This is a genomic window from Streptomyces sp. CNZ301 (genome assembly GCF_004217425.1).
Window position 1 is genome coordinate 55,617 of the sequence record NZ_SHLG01000001.1, and the last position, 21,237, is coordinate 76,853.

A 21,237-nucleotide genomic window follows, 5' to 3' on the forward strand; every position below is an offset into this window, starting at 1 on the left:
TTGTGCTGTGCTTGTTTCTCCGGCGCGGCCCTGTGGTGGGTGTGCCCGGGGTATCGGGCCGTTGCTGCCCCGGCGTCGGAGTCTTCGCGCTGCGCTGTGGCAGGAAGTCGCGGAGGACGAGGGGCTGTCGGAGGCGCGGTGAAGTCTGCTGCGCCTCCGACAGCTTGTGGTGGCTGCATCCCTGGGACGGGCTTTGCACTGGGGACTGTTCCACCTTGGGTCCGGCTGCACAGGTGGCGTGGCTGAAGTCGATCGAAAAGGCCAGGTCCAAGCTGCACGACCGACCATCTTGGAGAGTCTCGGGCTGCGGCGGCAGGGCGAGCCGGCCCCGGGTGCGGACTGCTGTGAGCGTGGGTGGTGTGCTCGTAGCCGGGTACGCGCCCACCATGATCGTGATCCGCTGTGCGCGGATCCGCTCAAGAGAAATCACTTCGGAGAGGAGTCGACATGTCGTCGAAGCGTCGTCGCAAGAAGAAGGCACGCCGCAAGAACGCGGCCAACCACGGCCGCAAGCCTCAGACTTGAGGGACGGTCCCGCTCCGGCCGGGCCGGAGCCCGGCCGCCCGGGACGATGAACGGCCGCCCACCGAACGGATTCCGAGCGGTGGGCGGCCGTTGCGTGCGGGGCAATGTGCTCAGAGGCGCAACAGTCACGGTCCACCGTCTTTACAACGTTGTAGCGGACGCAGTACACATGCTCTGCCGCCGACAGCGCCCTGGAGGAGAAGTGACCGTACGGAGAGCCGGATCCCGCATCCGTCAGGCAGTGGCAGGGCTGGCCCTGCTCGTCATCGCCACCCTCCTTCCGCAGGCGCTCGGTTCGACCGCCTCCGCCGACCCGCGGCCGTCACCTGCGGACTCCGCTTACGGCCATACCTACGTCAATCCGGTCTCGCGCGGTTTCGCCGACACCTTCGCCGATCCCGCTGTCGTCCGCGGCAAGGACGGCTACTGGTACGCGTTCGGGACCACCGACCCCCTGCGCAGCGGTGAGGGCAAGGCGCACTCGCTGCCCGTCGCGCGCTCGACCGACCTGGTGCACTGGTCGTACGTCACGGATGCGCTCGGCGACCACAACGAACCGGAGTGGGCAGACAAGGACGCGGCCTACTGGGCTCCGGACATCAGCTATCACGACGGCCGCTATTGGCTGTATTTCGTGGCCACACAGACGAAGGTCACCGGAGAACGGGACGACAGCGCCATCGGCGTGGCCACCGCGCCGAGCCCGGCGGGCCCCTGGCAGAGCCACGGTGAGCCGGTGGTTGCGCCCCGGCACGGCAGCGGCGGCGAGGGTGACTTCCTGTGGACGTTCGACCCGGCCCACGTCGTGACCCCGGACGGGCGGCGCTATCTGTATTACGGCTCGTACTACGGCGGCATTGAGGTGACGGAGCTGTCCGGGGACGGCACGCGGACCAGGGGCGAGCCCACGAAGGTCGCGACGGACAACCGATTCGAGGGCGCCTATGTCATCCGGCGGGGCGGCTGGTGGTATCTGTTCGCCTCGTCCGGGGACTGCTGCGCCGGGCCGACGACCGGCTACTCGGTGTTCGTCGGCCGGTCCCGCTCGGTGCGGGGTCCCTTCCTCGATCGGGAAGGCACCCCGCTCACGGCCTCCCGCACGGGCGGGACGATCGCCCTCACACCCAACGGCAACCGATGGGTGGGCACCGGGCACAACGCCGTGGTGAAGGACTTCGCCGGGCAGGACTGGATGGTCTACCACGCCATCGACCGCTCCGACCCGTACCTCGACGAGCCCTTCGGCATCAACCGCCGTCCGATGCTCATCGACCGTCTCGACTGGAGCGGCGGCTGGCCCGCCGTCCGCGGAGGCAAGGGAGCCTCGGCCGACAGGCAGCAGGCGCCCGTCGCCTCCCCGAAGGCAGTCCCGGACAAGGGTGTTCACCGCTCCGACGGCGGACCGGGCAGCGGCGCAAAGGGCACATGGCCGGGGCGCCTGGACCCCTCCCGCAGCGACGAGTTCGACGGCCGTCCCGGTCCCGGATGGCAGTGGGTGCGCGAGCCCGCGGGCCGCGTGGCCGACGGCCGGTACGTGTGGCCCACACAGGACGCCGAACTGCACAAGGACGAGAACACCGCCTCGCTGATGCTGCGGGACGTGCCGCGCGGCGACTTCACCGTGGAGACGAAGCTGACGATCGACCTGGGCGAGCAGAGCGAACGGAACTATCAGCAGGCCGGCCTCGTCGCCTACGCCGGCGACGACAGGTATCTGCGTCTGTCGCATGCCGCCATCTGGAACACCCGGCAGACCGAGTACGGCAAGGAGCAGCCGTACGCCTCAGGCATCGCCTACGGTTCGACCTCCGTCGGTCCGCCTGCTCGCACCACCTGGCTGCGGTTGAAGCACACCACCGCTCCGCGCAGCGGCGAGCACCGTGTCCAGGCTTTCACCAGCCGCGACGGGAAGAAGTGGATCGCGGGCGGCACCTGGACGGTTCCCGCCGAGAAGCGACTGCGCTTCGGCCTGGCCTCGATGGGCGGGGAGGGAGCGACGGCTCAGTTCGACTACTTCCGCCTCTACAAGCGCTGAGCACCGCGGCCGGGCCGCCCCTCGACAGGCATCGCTAGGGCCGGGAGGCACATCGGCACGGCCCGCTTCGCGGTCACCGCGAAGCGGGCCCGTACGTGCATGACACGGCCGCGATGCGGCTACCCCGGAAGGCACAGATCGCGAGCCGGAAGGGGAAGCACTGATGATCTCGGAGACGGTGTCGGTTGCGGTGCCGGGCAGTGTGGAACTGCCGGGCGACATGAATGTGCCCCCGTCCCCGCGTGGTGTGGTGCTGTTCGTGCACGGAAGCGGAAGCTCCCGGCACAGCCCCCGCAACCGCGCGGTCGCCGAGGATCTGCGGCGGCACGGGTGGGCAACTTTGCTGACGGATCTTCTCAGTGAGGAGGAGGAGCGGGCCGACGCTGCGACAGGCCAGTACCGCTTCGACATCTCCCTGCTCGCCGAGCGGACGGTGGCGACGGTCGACTGGCTCGGCAAGTACCCGCGGACCGAGGCGCTGCCGGTGCATCTCTTCGGTGCGAGCACAGGCGCGGCGGCGGCGCTGGCCGCCGCGGCGGAAGGGCACTGTGTTGTGGGTTTGAAATGACGCGGTAAAATGATCTTGGGTGGTTGGGGGGTTTGCAAGTTGGGGGTCGCACAGCCCTCCGCGCCTAATTTGTCCGGATATACGAATCTTTAGGGTTCTGTGCTCCTCCAACACCACTGGTGCGTGCCGCATCGGTCTCATGATTCACTGCGCTTGTCAGCGTGATCTGGATCATCGGCTCCACCCTGTCGGTGCCTCGCACCATCGATGTCGCCCCGGCGGAGGGTGACGACCTTGCCACCGTCCCAAACGAGTTCTGGCTCGCCGAGAAGGCGGTTGCCACCGAGTACGAGCGTCGGCTTCTCCGACTCCTCAACGGCGGCAAAAGCTCAGCGTGGCGTTGGTGAGGTCCGTGCTGCTCAGCGTGGCGTTGGTGATGCGATCACGTCGACAATGTGATCAGGTCGTCAGTGGCGTGATTCTTGCGGACACGGCGGTGTTTGCCTTTCTTCAGGCCTACTGCCTGGGTGAGTCCGCGGCTTTGCCAGCTGTTGTCGTTGAGCTTCGTCAACGCCCAATAGCGGGTCGGGGTCAGCAAGATGATGTTCATGAACGTGGCCGCCGGCGTTCCTACCAGCCACGACCACAGGCGCTGCTTGGTGGTCATGTCAGGTCGGTGGATGAGATACAGCGCGGACTGTCCGTACCGCACGATCCCGTAGGCCAGCAGGTACATGAACGCGGTGCCCGGGTGTTCGTAGCGGCCTCCCAGGGTGAGGACGGTCATCACGAGTGTCCAGACCACGATCAGCGGTGTGATGACGAGTTGGAGGAGCCCGAAGGTGGGTGAGATCAGCTGCTTCGGTGATAGCCGTGTCATGACGAAGGGGAGCATCCACCACCAGGACCGTGCCCAGCGCAGGCGCTGGCGGTAGGTCTTCTTCAGTGTTGTCGGCATGTCCGTGATGACGCCGGCTTCGTTGACTGCCACTACCTCACCGCGCAGCAGGGCTCGGAGCGCGAGCCACCGGTCGTCGCCGGTGCCGCACTCGACGGCGTATTCGTCGAGGTGGTCGTAGAGGATCTCGGAGCGGTACAGCGCCAGTGCTCCGGAGGTGGTTTCCAGTGCTCCGAGCATGGAGCGGGAGGAGCGCATCATGACGCATGATGCGCCGATGTCGATGTCGGCTGCGCGGGAGACCCACGACTCGTCGAAGTTGCGGATGTAGATCATGCCGGTGGTGGCTTGGATCTTCGGGTTGCTCATCGCCCGGAGCTGCTGTTCCAACGCGTCGGGGAAAGGCTCACCGTCGGAGTCGATGGTCAGGATGAACTTGAAGTTCTTGCCCTGCTTGCGCAGTTTGCGGAGCACGGTGACCTGGGCGCCGCGCTTGCCTGTGTTCTCCTGCCGGTGCCAGAAGACCCGGGGGTGCTCGAAGGGCTCGACGGGGTGCTTTTTCGAACCGTCGTCGATGACGTGGATCTCGTCGATGGGATGGGTCTGGCGCAGCAGGGCCCACACCGTGCGGTGCAGGTTGGCTGTTTCCTCTTCGAAGGAGGGGATGATCGCCACCACCGGGCCGTGGGCCACGGGCAGGTGCGTGAAGGAGCGGCCCTTGATGAACGAGATCAGGCAGAGGGCGATAACGAGGACGCCGACCCACCAGTAGGTGGTGAGGACGGCGCTTTGGGATTGATGGTGGACCACCACGGTGGTGGCGGCCAAGGAGGCCACCACCACGGCAGTGACCGCAGCGTATTTCACGCGGTCAGGCATCGACTCAGACCCGCTTCTTCCGGGAGGAGAAGCGGACCACCGTCACTCCGCCCAGGACCAAGACCAGGCTTGCCAGGACGGCCCAGCCCAGGCCGGTTGCCCCTGTGGTAGCCAGCGCCGCTCCTCCGCCGGCGGCGGCCGCAGCCCCGCCGAGGGTTCCACCACTTCCGTACATCGTGTCCTTCTCCTCTTGGTGTGTGAGCGGGTGCGTCAGAGCCGCTCGAGGTTGCCGTGGAGCGGAACGACTCCACGGGTGTCCAGCACGTAGGCGGCTTTCTCCGCCACCTGGTGCAGGTCGAATTCGGCGTGGGGCGTGAGCACCACCACCGCGTCTGCGTTCTTGGCGTCCACCGAGTCCACCGATGCGTGGACCTCGGCGTGCTCCGCAGCCGCATAAGGGTCCACGACGCTCACCCGGGCGCCCTTGGCGCGGAGCAGGTCCACAACAGCCCAGGCCGGGCTCTCACGGACGTCTGCCGTTCCCGGCTTGTAGGCCAGTCCCAGAGCCACGATGTGGGCTCCGTTCAGGGCTATGCCGCGTTCGTTCAGAGCGTCCTGGAGACGGCGCGTCACATAGGCGGGCTGCTGCTCGTTGATGTCCTGCGCCAGCTCCACGAAGCGGAACGACTCGCCCAGCGTGGTCTTGACGTGGTGGCTGAGATACACCGGATCCACGGGCAGGCAGTGCCCGCCGACGCCGGGACCGGGGGTGAACTTCATGAAGCCGAACGGCTTGGTCTCCGCCAGGTCCAACGCATCCCACAGGTCGATGCCGAGTGTATGAGCAAACCGGCTCATCTCGTTGACGAGGGCGATGTTGACATGGCGGAAGGTGTTCTCCAGGACCTTCGCGAGTTCGGCGCTCTCCAGGGATTTCGCCGGGCAGACCACCTCGGTGATCGTTTGGTAGAAGCGCTGCACCTTGGTCGCGCAGTGGTCCGTCAGGCCGGCGACAATCTTGGGGGTGTTGCTGAAGTTCCAGGTCGCGTTGCCAGGGTCGATGCGCTCCGGGCTGAACCCCACCGAGAAGTCCGTGCCCGCCTGTAGGCCGGAGAGGTCCTCCAGGATGGGGATGAGAACCTCACGCGTGGTGCCGGGATGCGTGGTCGACTCCAGGACGACCGTCTGATCCCCGAAGGCCTCGAGCCCGGCAGCTAGCAACCGGGCCGCGTCCTCGATGTAGCTGAGATCCGGCAACCGGTTCTTCAACGGCGTCGGGACGGCGATGACCGCGACGTCCCAGCCCACCAAGTCCGAAGCATCGCCCGTGGGTTCATACGTACCGGCCCTCAGTCCTCTCTCGATCTGGGAGGCAGGGACATCCTCCACATACGAGAAACCGGACTTGAGGCTCAGACAACGGTTCGCGTCCGGCTCATAACCGATGACATGGTGCCCCGCCTCCACAGCAGCCATGGCCAGCGGAAGTCCCACATACCCCTGCCCCATCACGACAACGCGCATGGGCCCCTCTTTCCGTCTAGTGCGACGCACCTGATTGGCGCCCACGCCGACAGATGCTGATCCCACGGCAACTGCCGGTGGACGCCCCCGCGATGGGGCTGAATGAGTCAGTGGAGGTACGCCCGATCGGCGTGCACCGGCCATCACGGGATGACCCACCTCAAGTGCTTGCGGGCGATCCGTGATCAGGAGTCGCTGTCATCGAGCGGAGATCCGTCAGCTTGCCGCCCTGGCTCCATCGAGGGTCGAACCTGCCGTTGCCGTCTCCGCCAGCCGAAGTCGCCGCCTTGCTAGGCGGTCTGATCACCTCGGCACTCGCGGGCCTGCATCCCGCGTTCGATGAACATTCAACCACCCCGTGACCACCGAAAGAGCCATGTGAGTGTCTCGTAAAGACTCCGTGGTTGAACCGCAACATTTGATGCCTGCTGCGCGAACCGCAAGCCTCGCAACTTCCCTGCAGACACAGGCGGTTGGGCTGCCCCTGAGTCATGCCCGCCCCGAGGTGGCTAGAGACCTCTGGCCTCGAAGCCGAGGCCACGTGGGGGCAGGCCGATAGAGAAACAGAAGCCTGGTTACGACCGTCTTCAACCTGAGGTGGTGACGGATGAAGGTTCGGCGGGTGCGATCCGACGCCTACTTCGCGCCCGGACTGAGGGTCGGGCACTCTACGCCGCAGTGCGGACGCTGCACGTACCCACCGAGCCGCTGGCGCGGCTCCGGCACGGGCCCGATCTGCTGTGCAGCACGGCTGAGGCCCGCATGCCCTCGCCACACCAGGATGGGCCCGGAGCACCGACTACGATGAGACCCGTGCGACCGGTCATTGTGCACATCGAGGTGCCCCAGCCGCGGGAAGAGGTCTACGACGTCCTGGACGTCCTTGCGGCGCACGAGGAGTTCACCGACCACATGCTGCGCCAGTGGCAGTACTCCGGCCCCGCGCGCGGTGTCGGCGCCGCGGCCCGCGTCACCGCCGTCATCGCCGGCCGCAGCGAACGCATCGATATCGAAGTCGTCGCGGCGCAGCGCCCGTTGCGGATCACCGAGCGCAACACCGGCGCCGGCGGACGGCGAGTCGCGACCGGCACGTATCTCCTCAACGAGATTCCAGGCGGCGGCACCCGCATCTTCTTCAAGTACTCGTGGCAGACTGCGCCCCTCAGTGAACGCCTGGCCGCTCCCCTGATCAGGAGGCTGCTGCAGCGCGCCAACCACAAGGCCCTCCGACGCCTGGCCGGCCTGCTCGACAACAGCACGCAGTAAGACGTCGTTTCTTATGGTGTGTTCGCTCGTTGAGTGGTGCATGGGTGTTCTGGTTCAGCGGTTGGTGCCGGATGAGTTGTGGGTGTTGTTCCGGCGGGTGGTTCCGGCGACTGTGGTGATACGTCCGCAGGGTGGTGGCCGGGCTCGGGCGGGTGATCGTGAAGTGCTGGCGGCGATCTTGTTTGTGGCGACGACGGGCTGTACGTGGCGGCAGTTGCCGCCGGTGTTCGGCCCGGCCTGGCCCACGGTCTACCGGCGCTTCGCGCAGTGGAGCCGGGAGCGTGTATGGGCTCGCCTTCACCGCGTGGTTCTGGATGAGCTCGGCTCCCAGGGCGAACTGGACTGGTCTCGGTGTGCGATCGACTCCGTCAGTGTCCGGGCCGCAAAAGGGGGCTTCTGACCGGACCGAATCCGACCGACCGTGGCAAGTTGGGATCGAAGATTCACCTGGTCACCGACCGGAACGGAGTGCCGCTGTCGCTGGGAATCTCTGGCGCCAACATGCACGACAGTCTTGGCCTGCCCCCGCTTGTGCGAGGCATCCTGCCCATCCGCTCCCGGCGCGGTCCCCGTCGCAGACGCCCTGACAAGCTGCACGCCGACAAGGGCTACGACTACCTCCACCTGCGCCGATGGCTCCACGAGCGTGGCATCACTGATCGCATCGCCCGCAAGGGCGTCGAACCCTCGCAGCGGCTCGGTCGCTACCGCTGGGTGGTGGAGAGAACGGTGTCCTGGCTGGCCGGCTGCCGACGCCTCCACCGGCGCTACGAACGAAAGCCCGAGCACTTCCTCGCCTTCGTCGGCATAGCCGCAACCCTCATCGGCTACCGCCGACTCACCAAGTGAAACAACGTCTTAGCCGAAAGCGGTAATTCCGTTGCGTGCTGGATCAGTGTCGTCGAGCCTTCCAGCATGGAGCCGACCGAAGCAGCACGGGCATGGCCCGAGGACGGGTTCGGGATCCTTCCCGGGTCCAGCCGGGCGTGCGTGCCCGAGATCGAGGTGGTGGTCGGGGTGCGGGCGTACGAACGAACTGCTCGGCTATCACGTCCCCGACCGGCGCGAGGGAGGCCTGTTCTACGAGGCAGCCGAGGCGGCCTGGTGCGTGGCCGCCGGCAAGGGGGAGTCGGACCTCACGCCGCTCGACGAGACGCTGCGCGTGATGCGGGCCCTCGACCAGATCCGCGCCGACCTGGGCGTGACGTTCCCCGGCGAGTGACCCCGCGCCTTCCCACCGAGAACCACCGTCCCCCCCACCTCCGAGGAGCGGCACCCTCATGACCACCAATCACATCAAGGGCCGGAGCGTCCTCTTCATCGGCGGCACCGGAGTGATCAGCTCGGCCTGCGTCGCGCGGGCCGCCGAACTCGGCGCCGACGTGCACCTGCTGAACCGGAGCGTCTCCGCCGCGCGGCCCGTTCCCGAGGGCGCCACCGTGATCACGGCCGACGTCCACGACGGTGACGCGGCGCGCGCGGCGCTGGGCGGCCGGGAGTTCGACGTCGTCGTTGACTTCCTGGGCTTCACCAGCGAGCAGGTCTCCCGGTCCGTCGACCTGTTCGCGGGGCGCACCGGCCAGTACGTGTTCATCGCCACGGCCGCCGCCTACCGGAGGCCACCCGCCCGGGTGCCGATCCCCGAGACGGCGCGGCTGCACAACCCGCACTCCGCCTACGCCCGGAACAAGATCGCCTGCGAGGAACTGCTCGCCCGGGCCCGTCAGGAGCACGGCCTGCCCGTCACCGTCGTACGGCCCTCCCACACCTACGACCGCACCGCCGTGCCCTTCGACGGCGGCTGGACGGCGGTGGAGCGGATGCGGCGGGGCAAGGAGGTGATGGTGCACGGCGACGGCACCTCACTGTGGACCCTGACCCACCACACCGACTTCGCGCTGGGCTTCACCGGGCTCCTCGGCAACCCCGCGGCGCTGGGGGAGACCTTCCACATTACCGGCGACGAGGTGCTGAGCTGGGACGACATCTACCGGATCGTGGCCGGCGCCGCCGGTGTGGACGAGCCGCGGCTGGTCCATGTGCCCTCCGACGCGATCGCCGCCGCCGACCCGGCCTGGGGCGAGGACCTGCTGGGCGACAAGGCCCACTCGATGGTTTTCGACACCACCAAGGTCCGTCGGCTGGTGCCCGAGTTCACGGCGTCCGTGCCGTTCACGCAGGGAGCCCGGGAGATCGTCGCCTGGTACGACGAGGACCCCGCCCGGCGGGTCGTGGACACCCGGCGCGAGGCGATCATGGAGCGGCTGATCGAGGCACACCGGCCGCGCTAGTTCTAAGACGTTGTTTCACTTGGTGAGTCGGCGGTAGCCGATGAGGGTTGCGGCTATGCCGACGAAGGCGAGGAAGTGCTCGGGCTTTCGTTCGTAGCGCCGGTGGAGGCGTCGGCAGCCGGCCAGCCAGGACACCGTTCTCTCCACCACCCAGCGGTAGCGACCGAGCCGCTGCGAGGGTTCGACGCCCTTGCGGGCGATGCGATCAGTGATGCCACGCTCGTGGAGCCATCGGCGCAGGTGGAGGTAGTCGTAGCCCTTGTCGGCGTGCAGCTTGTCAGGGCGTCTGCGACGGGGACCGCGCCGGGAGCGGATGGGCAGGATGCCTCGCACAAGCGGGGGCAGGCCAAGACTGTCGTGCATGTTGGCGCCAGAGATTCCCAGCGACAGCGGCACTCCGTTCCGGTCGGTGACCAGGTGAATCTTCGATCCCAACTTGCCACGGTCGGTCGGATTCGGTCCGGTCAGAAGCCCCCTTTTGCGGCCCGGACACTGACGGAGTCGATCGCACACCGAGACCAGTCCAGTTCGCCCTGGGAGCCGAGCTCATCCAGAACCACGCGGTGAAGGCGAGCCCATACACGCTCCCGGCTCCACTGCGCGAAGCGCCGGTAGACCGTGGGCCAGGCCGGGCCGAACACCGGCGGCAACTGCCGCCACGTACAGCCCGTCGTCGCCACAAACAAGATCGCCGCCAGCACTTCACGATCACCCGCCCGAGCCCGGCCACCACCCTGCGGACGTATCACCACAGTCGCCGGAACCACCCGCCGGAACAACACCCACAACTCATCCGGCACCAACCGCTGAACCAGAACACCCATGCACCACTCAACGAGCGAACACACCATAAGAAACGACGTCTAAACCGCAGGCGCGGAGCGGCACAGAGGAAAGAGCCGGCAGGCATGCGGGTCACGGTTGTGGGCAGCGCTGCCTTCGGTTCCGGTGGGCGCTTCCAGACGTGCACCGCCCTCGGACCGACGACGCCCAAGTGGCCTCCCACACGCTCATCGACTGCAGCGCCACCAGCGCCGTCGCGCTCAAGCGGCAGGTCCAGCGGCACGACCGGGGTCAGAAGTGCACCTCAACTAACCATGCGGATCCGGGAGTTCATCGCACCGCGGTGAAAGCGACCAGGTCGCTCAGCTGGCTGCGTCCCACCTCGGAGAACACACTGGCCAGCGCCCCCTCGATACGGTCCAGCTGCTCCTTTGGCAGACGCAGGCTGCGTGCGATACGGCCCGGTGAGCTGCCGCCGTGCCAGGCGATGACCGCCAGCCCTCCCGGACGCAGCACGCGGTGCACCTCCCGCACTCCGGTCTCCAGGTCGGGCCAGATGGCGACGTTGTTGACGCACACGACGCGGTCGGCGCTGCACCCGGCCTCTCCGGTGTCCTGCGCCGTGCCCAGGCCGAGGGCGACCCGCCCCTGACGTACGGCGGCCCGGTTGGTGCGGGTCGCCGCCTGGCACATCTCGGGTGACGGGTCGACACCGCGGATTGCAGCGGCGCCGGTGCGGGCGGCGAGCAGGCGTACCAGGGCGCCGGGCCCGTACCCGATCTCCAGCACGGCGTGGCCGGGCCGCACGTCGAGCAGTTCCAGCACCTCGTCCTGGTTGCTGGTCCACAGCATGAACCTGCCGGCCAGGCGCCCCAGGACGCCGGCGGGGCGGGCGAAGGGCGAGGTGACGGGCCGGTCGAAAGCCCAGGCGCGTGCGTCGTTGTCCATGACGCAACCCTGGCGCTTCAAGTCGGCTTGAAGTCAAATGACGCCCATGGACTTCGTGGAAATCGGCGAAGCGGCCCGGAGGGTCGGCGTGGCCACCTCGGCGCTGCGCTACTACGAGGAGCGGGGCATCGTAACGCCGGCCGCCCGGCACGGGGGCCGGCGCATGTACGGGCCGAGGGAGTTGCAGATGCTGGCATTCGTGCAGTTCATGCGGCATCTGGGACTGAGCCTGGAGGACACCCGTGCCGTCCTGCAGGACTCGGGCGACCAGTGGCGTCAGACCGTGAACGAAACCGTCACCGCGCTGGATGAGCTGATCACGCGGGCCGAGGGGGCGCGGCACTTCCTGCGGCACGCGCTGGAATGCCCAGCTGAACATCCCGTCATGGACTGCCCGTTCATGGTCGAGAACCTCGAGCGCAGCCTCGCGGGTGTCTCCTTCGAGGAACTCGCCGCCGAGCATGGTCATGAAGTGCCCTCACCTGGAAAGGGACTCTTCTGGCCGCCGGTGCGGCGCCCTCACACCAGTACAGAAGGAGAGCACGGCAGGGATGCGTGAGATACGAGTGGACCTCGTCGTCGCCGGCGGGAGCCTGGGAGGTGTGGCGGCGGCGCTGGCCGCGTGCCGCCGCGGGCACCGGGTGTTGCTGATCGAGGAGACCGACTGGCTCGGGGGGCAGCTCACCTCGCAGGCCGTGCCTCCGGACGAGCACCCCTGGATTGAGCAGTTCGGCTGCACGGCCTCCTACCGCCGGCTGCGTGAAGACATCCGCTCCTACTACCGCACCTGGTACCCGCTGACCGAACGCGCCCGCGCCTGGCGTTCCCTCAACCCCGGCGCCGCCCGCGTGTCCGGCCTGTGCCACGAGCCACGCGCCGCGCTGGCCGTCATCGAAGCCTCTCTCGCCCCGCACATGGCGGCGCAGCGGCTGAAAATACTGCTGAACCACCGCGTGACCGCCGCCGTGCGGGACGGGGACTGGGTGGAGGCCCTGCAGGTCGCCGGACCCGACGGCGAGACATTCCCGGTATCCGCCCCGTTCTTCCTCGACGCGACCGAACACGGTGATCTGCTCCCGGCCGCGGGCGCCGAATACGTCATCGGAGCCGAGAGCGCGGACCAGCACGGCGAACCGCATGCGCCGGCCGAGGCGCAGCCCGCCAACATCCAAAGCTTCACCGTCACCTTCGCCCTCTCCCACCACGACGGCGAAGACCACACCATCGACCGCCCCGTCTCCTACGAGCGCTGGCGCGCGTACCAGCCGGACTTCTGGCCGGGCCCGCTGCTCGGCTTCAAGGCGCCCATCCCGAGCACCCTGGAGCCGTACGAGCGGTGGCTGGACCCGAACCCGCCGGGCGACCCGATCGACGAACTCGCCGACCCCGCACGCAACAACGGCGACCGGGAACTGTGGATGTTTCGCCGCATCCTCGCCGCAGGCCTCCACACCCCCGGCTCCTTCAACTCCGACGTCACACTCGTCAACTGGCCCATGAACGACTACTGGCTCGGCCCCATCGTCGAGACTTCGGAGCAGGAAGCCGCCCATCACCTGGGCCAAGCACGGGAATTGAGTTTCTCGCTGCTGCACTGGCTGCAGACCGAAGCACCCCGCAAAGACGGCGGCACCGGCTTCCCCGGCCTCCGCCTACGCGGCGACGTGACAGGAACGGCGGACGGTCTGGCCAAGGCCCCCTATGTACGCGAATCACGCCGCATCCGGGCAGCGCGCACCGTCACCGAGAACCACGTGGCGGCGGATGTGGTGGGGGCCGGCGGCGCCCCGCACTACGAAGATTCCGTGGGCATCGGCTCCTACCGAATCGACCTGCACCCCTCCACCGGCGGCGACAACTACATCGACATCGACAGCGTCCCCTTCGAAATCCCCCTCGGCGCCCTGCTGCCCGTCCGCATGCGCAACCTGCTACCCGCATGCAAAAACGCCGGCACCACACACATCTCCAACGGCTGCCTACGCCTCCACCCCGTCGAATGGAACATCGGCGAGGCATCGTCGCTGCTGGCCGCCTACTGCCTCGAACGCGGCACCGAACCCCATCAAGTCCACGAACAAGCAGCCCTGCGCGAGGAGTTCTGCCGACTGCTCGAGCGCGAGGGCATCCAACGGGAGTGGCCCAACATCCCCGGCCACTGACACGAGATCAGGCACCCCCTGAACAGGAAGCCGCCCCTCCGCTTCAAGCCGTCTGACCGCGTGGGTAGCCTGGCACACGCACACCGGCACGGGGTGCCCCCATACGAGCGGGGCTGAGATCACACCCGTCGAACCTGAACCAGTTAGCGCTGGCGGTGGGATGTCCTCAATGCCATCACACCTGTCATCACCCAGGCCGTCCGCCTCACCGACACCGCGCGGGCCGGACGGCTCAGAGGGACCGGTGGCCGCCATCGGCCCACACCCGTCCTTCGACGCGACCAAGAGCGGGCCCGTCGAAGTGTCGGCGGCGGCGAGGGCGGGGCGCCGACTGACGGGGTCAGGCATCGGTCCGCCGATGTTTCCCACAGCCAGATTGTCCCGTCCAGCCCGGCCGAGAAATCCACGTTGAGGCCCTGGCCGGGCAGAGACAGTCAGGCGGTGGCGAGCAACTTGCCGCGCTGCAGGTCCATGGTTCGCGGTCCGGGCTGATAGCTGTGCAGGGGCCACAGGTGTATCCGCCCCTTGCCATTCCCGACCGCAGCGTACCGGCCGTCTGGTGAGCCGCCGAGGGCGGTGGCTTCGGTGTCCGGGGAGGCCAGGGCTACCGCGCCGTGGAAGGTGGCGATGGTTGGTGAGGGTGTGGTGCGTGCTGGTGTCCTCCGGGGCGCTCAGCGGGTGCAGTCCAGGGCCAGCAGCGATCGACGGTCGCGTATGGCGATCTGGTGGGGGCGCAGGGGCTGCGGGGCGGCTGTCGGGGCTGGGGGGCTCGCCTCCGGGTCCGTATCCGGCAAGGTGGCCCAGCGCGTCGGCGGCCACCAGTTCGGGTGCGCCGTCCGGAGTGACCCCGAGGGCAGCGACTGGGAAGTCGGGGCGGGACCACGCCGCTGAGCAGGTATTCCGCTCGGCGAGGGGGTTGAGGTACTCGGCCAGGCGGTCGTTGGTGCTGAGGGCTGCGGCGTGCAGCAGGGCGGCGTGTTCGGCTGGCTTCCGGTCGGTCGCGGTTAGTTGGGGTGCGGCGCGGTGCCATATGGTGCGGCCGCCCTCGGGGAGGGGTGGACGGTCGTCGGCGATCGCGGCGGTGATCGCGCGGGCCGGGCCGTAGATGAGGTAGCCCGGGTCGGACAGGAGGTGGAGGGCCTGCGGCGTCGGGTGCAACGGTGTCAGCCAGGGGGCTGATCACGGAGGTCGTCTTCGCCCTGGGAGCCCGGGGACGGAGGTGCGCGGGACCTGACCGATGCAGCGTCGAGCGGGGGTCACCGGCACGTCGCTGCCCCCGGCTTCGCGGTTCGCGAAGTCGAGGGCCTGCGCGTCTTGGGCGGGAGTCTGGTGACTCCCGTACAGAAGCCTGTGGCCGGGCTATCCCCGGACGTCTTCCCGGGGCTCGAAGGTCGGACTCTGAGGAGCTATTCTTAAAGGCAAACTCAAGGGAGAAGTCCGGCAGTTCAGCAAGGGGTGCCTCTCCGCACACGCGGGGGTGACTCCCTGTGGCTCAAGGCCCACAAAGCCCACCAGGCGCACCAGGCGTCCTCTCCGCACACGCGGGGGTGACTCTCAACTCCGACCGCATCGTGAGTTTCCAACCGGCGCTCTCCCGCACGCGCGGGAGGCGACGCCGCCTCGCCAGGCGAACGCACTGGGGAAGACGGTTTCCCGTTGGACCCGAAGGACTGAGCCGTGCCCGACCGACCTGAGATTGTCTGCATCTGCGGCTCTACCCGGTTCGTGGACGAGATGAGCGCGGCGAACCGTGATCTGACCTTCGCAGGTGCCATCGTCGTCGCGCCAGGCGTCTTCCCGCGCGCCGAGGACCACGAAGCAGACGAGTTGATCACCAACGAGCAGAAGACCGCGCTGGACGCCCTCCACCTGCGCAAGATCGATCTGGCTGACCGGGTTCTGGTCGTCAACCCAGGCGGGTATGTCGGCGAGTCCACGAGCAGGGAGATCGCATACGCCCATGCCGCAGGCAAGCCAATCTCGTTCACCGATCCCGTCTGACCACAGCCGCACTGGCCTCCGGCGCCGGTGTAAGCGAACGCCACCCGACCCGTCTGTTCCTCCAAACACCTCGGGCAGACCCCGGTCGCCTCCACCACCCTGCCCATGGCCGGCATCGCCACCCGCTGCGGCTTCGGCACCCCCGAAACCCTCCGCCAAGCGTTCATCGACCGATACGGCATCCCACCCTCCCGCTACCGACTCACCCAACCCACCGCACAGCACTCTGCACAGCCGGCCATGTTCGAAGCTCCGCAGGCCGGAGGGCCGACCCCTTGAGGATCACCTTGCCGGCGTGAGCGCTCAGCGACAGGAGCGTGAGGGTCGATGATGTGTGCTCGCAGCACGAGGAGTTCATCGCCTGGAACTACGGGGCCCCAAGTAATCGGCTGCGTGTGACGCACGCAACTTGTTCAGGGTGCAACTATTTTGACGGCGCATCCGTCACACACTTCATTCACTCTCTCTTCATGAATGGAGGCGATGTGCCAAAGATCAGATCCCGCCGGAAACTGGGATGGGTGGCCCTCGGATTCCACTGGACCGCCATGGTGTGCACCGTCGGTTTGTGGACGCCGGTCTTCCTTGCCGCACGCCGCCGCCGCGTCACCGTGATGCACATCCCCGAGGGGCACACCGGCCCCGTGCGCCAGCCCAACGGGTGACATCACCCTTGCTGAACACAGGAACCGATCTGCCGTGAATCGCCGTATCACCGCCGCCGCTCTTGTCGTGCTTGGGCTCGCCGCCTTCACGGCGTGCACCGAAGATCCCGATGCAAAGCCCGCCAACTCGAGGGCGACGCAAAGCACGCCCACCAACGCCCCGACCGGTCCTCCAAGGGCCCCCGCGGGTAAGGACCGCATCGAGTACCTCGCAGCCCTACGCGCCGTTCGACCAACCCTCGTCAGCGACACCGACGAGGCCGTCGAGAACGGCCGCAACCAGTGCAGCGCCTTCACGGGCAACCGCGAAGTGCGGGCCCGCGCAGGAGCGTTTCGGCACATCTGACGTTCGGGTCAGCAAGGCCGAGGCAAGGCGGATCAACAAAGTCGTGCGGACGCACATCTGCCGCAAGGCGTAGCCAGCCGATTTTCGACGCCTGGTAGTCCGTCAGTTTTGTCCGTGTTGTTGCAGCGGTGCGGCACCCGCCTCCGGCGCGGCCGGACTTCACCCATAGCTGCCGGCCTGAACCGGACGGCCGGGAGACGGGTTCCTGGGCCTGATGAGCGGGAACGCGAGCCCCCCGCGAGGTGGGATCATATGTACCAGTTTTGCAACTAGAGAAGTTCGTGCCTGAGTTGACCGTATTCTTAGCATCTGCCGGACGCCGTGAGGGAGTTCGGCTCAACACCAAGGACGCACATGCCCAGAATCCGCACCGCAGCTACCACTGCCGCCCTGGCCTGCTTGGCGGGGCTCGCGATGGTCCCGTCGCAGGCACAGGCCGCTGGCACGGTCTACATCTACAAGGTGTACTACGACAGCCCTGGCAGTGATCGGGGCGGCAGCAGCAGCCTGAACGCCGAGTACGTGCAGATCAAGAACTCCACCGGCTCGTCGTTCCAGATGCAGGGCCACACCCTGAAGGACTCCACAGGACACTCGTACGTCTTCCCCTCCTATCGCATCAGCGCGGGCAAGACCGTGAAGGTGCATACAGGCAAGGGCACCAAGTCCGCCGGCCACCTGTACATGGGCCGCTCCTGGTACGTCTGGAACAACGACAAGGACAAGGCGAGTCTCTACAAGCCCACCGGCGCCCTGCGGGACTCCTGCTCCTACAACTCCACCCGCGCCGACTACAAGATGTGCTGACTGCAGTGCCGGTGGCAGCGGTGCGAAGTTCATACAGGTCGTCACGAGCGGCTTGCCGAAACTACGCACCTTGCCATCGGTAATACACAAACGCCTTCGGGGACGGCCAACCCCAACCAAGGCTTAGCTGTGTCGGATCGTTGGCACATCATCCTCACCGCACACGCTTGTCGTGTAAGCACGCCAGGCATCGCGATGTACACAACTGTGAGAGGGAGCCATGACTACTAATCTGACTAAAGGTGGCAACACGCATCTGGCTACAGGTGTCTGCCGTGTGACCCTTACATCGCGCACAACTGGCATTGACGTTTCTGCCGTTCTCCTCGGCGACAACGGCAGAGTGAGGAACGACGAGGACCTCGTCTTCTACAACCACACGTTCCAGGACGGGGTCACTCTAGATGGGCAAACAATCATCGCGGATCTGGCGGCGGTCCCGCCCGCTGTCGACCACATTGCGGTTGTCGCGAGTATCGATCCTGAACTGCGGGTCACCCACTTCGATGAGGGCAACACCCCCAGTGCGGTCATTGAGTGCGGCAGCTCGCGGATCAATTTCGAGCCCACGCCTCTCACGAATCGGGAGACGGTGGTCGTCCTGATTGAGCTCTATCGACGAGCCGGCGGATGGAAGACACGGGCAGTGGGCCAAGGGTGGGACACAGGATTGGCCGGCCTGGCCGGGGACGTCGGCATCGTGGTGGATGATCCAGGCCCATCCCCGGCGCAGCGAACTCCCTTGGTGCCCCCGCCTCAGCCGCAGCACGCCGTATCTGTCCCGTCACAACCTACCTACGCGCCGAGCATCCCTTCAGTGGTTGCCCCGACCCCGCCTGCGATGATGCCGCACCCTCTCGTCCCTCTGGGCAAGGTCGTCCTCACGAAGGCTGGTCAGGCGACCATCGACATGCGCAAGGAAGACCCAAGCCTCGTCGTGACGGCCACACTTGAGTGGAACGGCGGGAGCGCAGCCCGACGACGGGCCGGCGCTGACCTCGATCTGTATGCCCTCTACGTTCCCGGCAGTCTCGTGACGCCCCATGGAAAGCGTCCGATCAAGTCGGATCAGGTGGTCTACTACCGACAGCTCGGTTCACCGTCGGCGCCGCCCTACATTGCCCTGGACGGCGACTCTCGGGCGCCCGGTCGGGAGACCGTCACAATCCGTCGCCCCGATCTTCAAGGCTACGTCCTCTTGTGTGCCTACAGCGCTGTAGAGAACGGAACCGGATCGTTCAAGTCCTATGGCGCACGCGCAGTCGTCACAGACGGCAGAGGCTCCACCGTGACAGTACCGCTGTTCAACAACCGCAACTTGTCCTACTGGGTAGCAATTGCCTTGATCGACTTCACTGTCCCCGGCGGTGCCCAGATCCGGCACGTGGAGAAGTACAGCGGAAACCATGTCGAGGCCCGTCCCACGCTTTATTCCAATGGGAACTTCAGAATGAGTACGGGAAAAGTCGAGTTCAAGACAAGATAGTCGGCGAGAAATGCGCAGGCCCTCAAGTAGCCGGAAGAGCTTCGACTCCGAGCCGCAGCCCACGTACTCAGGCGGTCTCTGACCCCCGGCCAGCTACCGACGGTTGGCAGGTAAGTGGCCCTCCAATGAGGCATGCCTATTGGCCGACTCGGGTACGGCAAGACGCCTTCTACACGTTCACCTTGTCTTCCGTGGCCACGACGGTTCGGGCGTTCCGGCCCGTACCTGAGGAGTACGCCACCAGCCCTGTCCGACGTGCGAGAAGTATTCGAGATTAGAGGAGTGGATTGTGGGGTTCGGTTTTCGTGTGGGCGTACCAGGGCTCAGCGTTCGGGTTTCAACTCGCGGCGTCAGGACCTCGGTTGGTCCACGGATGGCTCGGGTGAGTGTGGGCAGCGGCGGGACCCGTGTCTCCAGTGGGCTGGGGCCCCTTTACGCATCGAGCAGCCTGGGGGGTGGTCGCAGGAGCACAACGACTCGGCGCTCCACGCAACGTCGATCACTCCCCCCTTCGGCAGCCCAGTTGGCTCGGGCGCAGCGGCAGGCAGAGCGCGCGCAGCAGGAGGCTGAGCGTCATGCTGCGATAGCTCACTTGCGGGCGTTGCGGGAGCGGACGACGAGCGTGCATCTGCAGTCGTTTCCTTACGCTCGTCGGCCCGTGGTGTTGGCGCCTCCAGCTCTGGCGTTGCCGTGGGCGTTGGCGGAGGCGACGGCTTTCCAACTGCAGGGGGTTGGACGGTTTGCTCGGGGTGAGCGGGCTGCGGCTCGGTCGCGTGCCGAGCAGGACGCACCGAGGTTCTTGGCTGATGAGCAGGCGCGCTTGCGTGGCGTGTATGAGGAGCTGTGCACGGGTGCTGAGCAGTGGTGGCAAGCCTTGCGCGGCAATGACGAGGACGTCGTGTGCGAGGCGGTGAACTCGGCTTTCTCCGATAACCCGGCGGCTGGCTGTGCTGTCGGCGTGCAGGGCTCGGTGTTGTCTGTGGTGATGCGGCAGCAGGATCTGGATTCGTTGCCGGCGCAGATGCCGGGCCTCACCCCGAGTGGTCGTCCGACGCTGAAGGCATTGACGAAGCGTGACCGGATGCTGTGGTGGCTGACGGCGATGGGTTCGAACGTCGTGGCCACGCTGAAGGAGGGGTTTGCCACCGCTCCCGGGATCACCGCGATCGATCTGGCAGTGCTTACGCGGATACCAGATACGCAGCGCCTGGGTTTCGTTGTCTACGGCAGGTGGACTCGTCAAGCGATCGAGAACGCTACGTGGCGGGAGCCCGAAGACGCCCTGAGGTTCCTTGATCTGGGGCAGAACGTCGCCTGCTCGGTGACGGTCAACTCATCGGGGAACTACTCGAGCGCCCTGAGGCCGCTGGATCTTGCTGGGCTGTCGGCGCTGCAGGCTCTGCTGGAGAACGCCCAGGATGAAAGCGGCAGTGGCGGCAATTCCCTGGGTGAGCTCGACACCAACCTGGCCCAGGCTTCGGTCGCCGCGCCCGCGACGGGAGCCGACCCTTACCGCCTCCGTCCTTTTGCCGAGTGGAAGAGCCAGACCACTCCCCCACCGCCACAGCCTGTGCCGAACGTCCCCGACAGTGCTCCGACCACCAGGCTCGTCCCGGGACAGAACGTGGTCCTCCCAGACGACGCGTGCCAGGTGCTGACACTGACGTTCAGCTTCGCCGGCGCGGATGCCGACCTCACCCTGCTCCTCCTCAACGCCGACGGCATCGTGCGCGGCGATGAGGACTTCGTCTTCTACAACCAACCTGTTGCCGCCCAGGGTGGAGTGCGCCTACTCGGGAAACACGTCGAGGGCTCACAGGTCGTCGAACAAGCCAGCGTTCACCTGTCCGCGCTGCCTCCAGACGTCTCTCGCGTGGCGGTCTCCATAAACATGGACGTCGACACCGAACTCACCTGCGCTGCCCTGACTGATGCCGCCCTCGCCATCACGACACCCCAAGGCGAAGCCTGGCACTTTCACCCGGCCGCTGAGTCCAACATCCAGGCCATGCTCATGGCCGAGCTGTACCGCCACGCCCTCGAAGGCCGCGAGGTCTGGAAACTCCGCGCCATCGGTCAGGGTTGGGCCGACGGCCTCGATGGGCTCGCCCGAGCTCACGGCGTCAGCATCGCCTGAGATCTCGCGTGGGCCGTCGTTAGCGACACGGAGAGG

Annotated in this window: 20 protein-coding genes and 1 riboswitch; of the genes, 15 read left to right on the plus strand and 5 right to left on the minus strand. The window is 66.9% G+C overall.

Annotated elements, in window-relative coordinates:
• Window positions 1-447: 447 nt before the first annotated feature.
• The 4 genes from EV375_RS29480 (at window position 448) to EV375_RS00285 (ending at window position 3,475) form a co-directional block, all read left to right on the plus strand.
• Window positions 448-525: a 50S ribosomal protein bL37 gene (locus EV375_RS29480; protein WP_484600488.1), complete on the plus strand. Its 78-nt coding sequence runs from the start codon at window positions 448-450 to the stop codon at window positions 523-525.
• A gap of 202 nt (window positions 526-727) precedes the next feature.
• On the plus strand, window positions 728-2,560 hold the full coding sequence (locus EV375_RS00275) for a glycoside hydrolase family 43 protein (protein ID WP_207227954.1): 1,833 nt from the start codon (window positions 728-730) through the stop codon (window positions 2,558-2,560).
• A 163-nt stretch (window positions 2,561-2,723) separates the two neighbouring features.
• Window positions 2,724-3,128, plus strand: coding sequence for an alpha/beta fold hydrolase domain-containing protein (locus tag EV375_RS00280; RefSeq protein WP_130297630.1), 405 nt, complete (start codon window positions 2,724-2,726; stop codon window positions 3,126-3,128).
• 161 nt (window positions 3,129-3,289) lie between these two features.
• The gene (locus tag EV375_RS00285) at window positions 3,290-3,475 is read left to right on the plus strand and encodes a hypothetical protein (RefSeq protein ID WP_130297631.1); all 186 of its coding nucleotides are present in this window, start codon (window positions 3,290-3,292) and stop codon (window positions 3,473-3,475) included.
• A gap of 35 nt (window positions 3,476-3,510) precedes the next feature.
• Here the strand turns inward: EV375_RS00285 and EV375_RS00290 are convergent, their stop codons facing one another.
• From EV375_RS00290 to EV375_RS00295, 3 genes are read right to left on the minus strand one after another with little or no spacing between them, the layout of a single operon-like run.
• Window positions 3,511-4,845, minus strand: a complete 1,335-nt coding sequence (locus EV375_RS00290; RefSeq protein WP_130297632.1) for a glycosyltransferase family 2 protein — start codon at window positions 4,843-4,845, stop codon at window positions 3,511-3,513.
• A 4-nt stretch (window positions 4,846-4,849) separates the two neighbouring features.
• Entirely contained in the window at window positions 4,850-5,020 is a 171-nt protein-coding gene (locus EV375_RS28985; protein WP_165434659.1) for a hypothetical protein, read from the minus strand.
• A gap of 35 nt (window positions 5,021-5,055) precedes the next feature.
• Window positions 5,056-6,309, minus strand: a complete 1,254-nt coding sequence (locus EV375_RS00295) for a nucleotide sugar dehydrogenase (protein WP_130297633.1) — start codon at window positions 6,307-6,309, stop codon at window positions 5,056-5,058.
• A gap of 813 nt (window positions 6,310-7,122) precedes the next feature.
• Between EV375_RS00295 and EV375_RS00305 the strand changes: the two genes are divergently transcribed.
• The 3 genes from EV375_RS00305 (at window position 7,123) to EV375_RS00315 (ending at window position 9,866) form a co-directional block, all read left to right on the plus strand.
• Window positions 7,123-7,575: an SRPBCC family protein gene (locus tag EV375_RS00305; RefSeq protein WP_130301503.1), complete on the plus strand. Its 453-nt coding sequence runs from the start codon at window positions 7,123-7,125 to the stop codon at window positions 7,573-7,575.
• A 40-nt stretch (window positions 7,576-7,615) separates the two neighbouring features.
• Window positions 7,616-8,424, plus strand: a protein-coding gene (locus tag EV375_RS00310; protein ID WP_207227955.1) for an IS5 family transposase whose coding sequence is annotated in 2 segments (ribosomal slippage) — window positions 7,616-7,963 and window positions 7,966-8,424 — 807 coding nt in all. Because the reading frame shifts where the segments join, the coding sequence is not laid out codon by codon here.
• A gap of 431 nt (window positions 8,425-8,855) precedes the next feature.
• Complete coding sequence (locus tag EV375_RS00315) at window positions 8,856-9,866, plus strand: NAD-dependent epimerase/dehydratase family protein (RefSeq protein WP_130297634.1); 1,011 nt, start codon at window positions 8,856-8,858, stop codon at window positions 9,864-9,866.
• 15 nt (window positions 9,867-9,881) lie between these two features.
• Here the strand turns inward: EV375_RS00315 and EV375_RS00320 are convergent.
• Both EV375_RS00320 and EV375_RS00325 read right to left on the minus strand, forming a co-directional pair.
• A protein-coding gene (locus tag EV375_RS00320) for an IS5 family transposase (protein ID WP_207227955.1) occupies window positions 9,882-10,690 on the minus strand; the annotation gives its coding sequence in 2 pieces (ribosomal slippage) (window positions 9,882-10,340 and window positions 10,343-10,690; 807 coding nt in all).
• Window positions 10,691-10,979: 289 nt separating this feature from the next.
• Entirely contained in the window at window positions 10,980-11,597 is a 618-nt protein-coding gene (locus EV375_RS00325) for a methyltransferase domain-containing protein (protein WP_130297635.1), read from the minus strand.
• Window positions 11,598-11,643: 46 nt separating this feature from the next.
• Here EV375_RS00325 and EV375_RS00330 point away from each other — a divergent pair, with 46 nt between their 5' ends.
• The 8 genes from EV375_RS00330 to EV375_RS00370 all read left to right on the plus strand — a co-directional run bounded on the left by EV375_RS00330 (window position 11,644) and on the right by EV375_RS00370 (window position 21,201).
• Window positions 11,644-12,156 (plus strand): MerR family transcriptional regulator, encoded by a 513-nt coding sequence (locus tag EV375_RS00330; RefSeq protein WP_130297636.1) that lies wholly within the window; start codon window positions 11,644-11,646, stop codon window positions 12,154-12,156.
• Window positions 12,149-13,759, plus strand: coding sequence for an FAD-dependent oxidoreductase (locus EV375_RS00335; RefSeq protein WP_130297637.1), 1,611 nt, complete (start codon window positions 12,149-12,151; stop codon window positions 13,757-13,759). Before EV375_RS00330 ends, EV375_RS00335 begins: the two co-directional genes overlap by 8 nt.
• Window positions 13,760-13,838: 79 nt before the next feature.
• Window positions 13,839-13,937: riboswitch (TPP riboswitch) on the plus strand.
• A gap of 1,499 nt (window positions 13,938-15,436) precedes the next feature.
• Window positions 15,437-15,760 (plus strand): hypothetical protein, encoded by a 324-nt coding sequence (locus EV375_RS00340; RefSeq protein ID WP_130297638.1) that lies wholly within the window; start codon window positions 15,437-15,439, stop codon window positions 15,758-15,760.
• Window positions 15,761-16,245: 485 nt separating this feature from the next.
• Complete coding sequence (locus tag EV375_RS00350; RefSeq protein WP_130297639.1) at window positions 16,246-16,425, plus strand: hypothetical protein; 180 nt, start codon at window positions 16,246-16,248, stop codon at window positions 16,423-16,425.
• Window positions 16,426-16,459: 34 nt separating this feature from the next.
• Entirely contained in the window at window positions 16,460-16,771 is a 312-nt protein-coding gene (locus tag EV375_RS00355; protein WP_130297640.1) for a hypothetical protein, read from the plus strand.
• Window positions 16,772-17,125: 354 nt separating this feature from the next.
• The gene (locus EV375_RS00360; RefSeq protein WP_130297641.1) at window positions 17,126-17,578 is read left to right on the plus strand and encodes a lamin tail domain-containing protein; all 453 of its coding nucleotides are present in this window, start codon (window positions 17,126-17,128) and stop codon (window positions 17,576-17,578) included.
• A gap of 277 nt (window positions 17,579-17,855) precedes the next feature.
• Window positions 17,856-19,064 carry a TerD family protein gene (locus EV375_RS00365; RefSeq protein ID WP_486588200.1) on the plus strand — a complete coding sequence of 403 codons (1,209 nt, stop codon included), beginning with the start codon at window positions 17,856-17,858 and terminating at the stop codon, window positions 19,062-19,064.
• 799 nt (window positions 19,065-19,863) lie between these two features.
• A complete protein-coding gene (locus EV375_RS00370; RefSeq protein WP_486588201.1) occupies window positions 19,864-21,201 on the plus strand; it encodes a TerD family protein in 1,338 nt (445 codons plus the stop codon).
• The last annotated feature ends 36 nt before the right edge of the window (window positions 21,202-21,237 follow it).

Excerpts from the sequence above, each read along its gene's own strand:
- EV375_RS29480 (WP_484600488.1), top strand. The coding sequence starts at position 448 with ATGTCGTCGAAGCGTCGTCGCAAGAAGAAGGCACGCCGCAAGAACGCG.
- EV375_RS00280 (WP_130297630.1), top strand. The coding sequence starts at position 2,724 with ATGATCTCGGAGACGGTGTCGGTTGCGGTGCCGGGCAGTGTGGAACTG.
- EV375_RS00290 (WP_130297632.1), bottom strand. The coding sequence starts at position 4,845 with ATGCCTGACCGCGTGAAATACGCTGCGGTCACTGCCGTGGTGGTGGCC.
- EV375_RS28985 (WP_165434659.1), bottom strand. The coding sequence starts at position 5,020 with ATGTACGGAAGTGGTGGAACCCTCGGCGGGGCTGCGGCCGCCGCCGGC.
- EV375_RS00295 (WP_130297633.1), bottom strand. The coding sequence starts at position 6,309 with ATGCGCGTTGTCGTGATGGGGCAGGGGTATGTGGGACTTCCGCTGGCC.
- EV375_RS00315 (WP_130297634.1), top strand. The coding sequence starts at position 8,856 with ATGACCACCAATCACATCAAGGGCCGGAGCGTCCTCTTCATCGGCGGC.
- EV375_RS00325 (WP_130297635.1), bottom strand. The coding sequence starts at position 11,597 with ATGGACAACGACGCACGCGCCTGGGCTTTCGACCGGCCCGTCACCTCG.
- EV375_RS00330 (WP_130297636.1), top strand. The coding sequence starts at position 11,644 with ATGGACTTCGTGGAAATCGGCGAAGCGGCCCGGAGGGTCGGCGTGGCC.
- EV375_RS00335 (WP_130297637.1), top strand. The coding sequence starts at position 12,149 with ATGCGTGAGATACGAGTGGACCTCGTCGTCGCCGGCGGGAGCCTGGGA.
- EV375_RS00360 (WP_130297641.1), top strand. The coding sequence starts at position 17,126 with ATGCCCAGAATCCGCACCGCAGCTACCACTGCCGCCCTGGCCTGCTTG.